This is a genomic window from Aeromonas sp. EERV15 (assembly GCF_900079845.1).
Classification (GTDB): domain Bacteria; phylum Pseudomonadota; class Gammaproteobacteria; order Enterobacterales; family Aeromonadaceae; genus Aeromonas; species Aeromonas sobria.
Genome location: NZ_FKKY02000178.1, coordinates 1 through 433 on the forward strand (window position 1 = coordinate 1; position 433 = coordinate 433).

Below are 433 nucleotides of genomic sequence, written 5' to 3' on the forward strand. Positions count from 1 at the left end.
CTCGTTGAAGTCGAAGATCTCGCCCGGCATCACCACGACGCCGTCGAGCTTCGAGGCGGCGAGCCTGAGGTTGTACGTCCGCTCCCTGGACTTCGCCCCGGTCGCGTAGCGCGTCTCGAAGTAGCCGAGCACCTGATCGAACTTGACGTTGCCGAGCTGCTCGGCGACGAGCTTCGGCTTGATGGTCTCGACGCTCGCCAGCGCGGTGTCCTCGCCGGCCCGCAGGGCGGCGTCGATCCGCGCGAGCGTGCCGTAGACGTCCAGCCGATACCCGATCTTCTCGGGCTTGGGCTGCCTCGCCGCGAGGTCGACGTAGGCGTCGACCGCCGGCGCGTCGAGCTCGACCTTCAGGTCGAGCAGCACGCTGATGGCCCGCTCGGAGTCGAGCAGCAGCGGGATCGGGATGTCGAGCGGCGCGTCCTCGTCCTTCTGC

General features: G+C 68.6%; 1 protein-coding gene. It reads right to left on the reverse strand.

Annotation, left to right across the window (positions count from 1 at the left end):
* The coding region (locus BN4575_RS23035) for a peptidoglycan binding domain-containing protein (RefSeq protein WP_176716479.1) at positions 1-433 on the reverse strand (433 nt) is incomplete at both ends.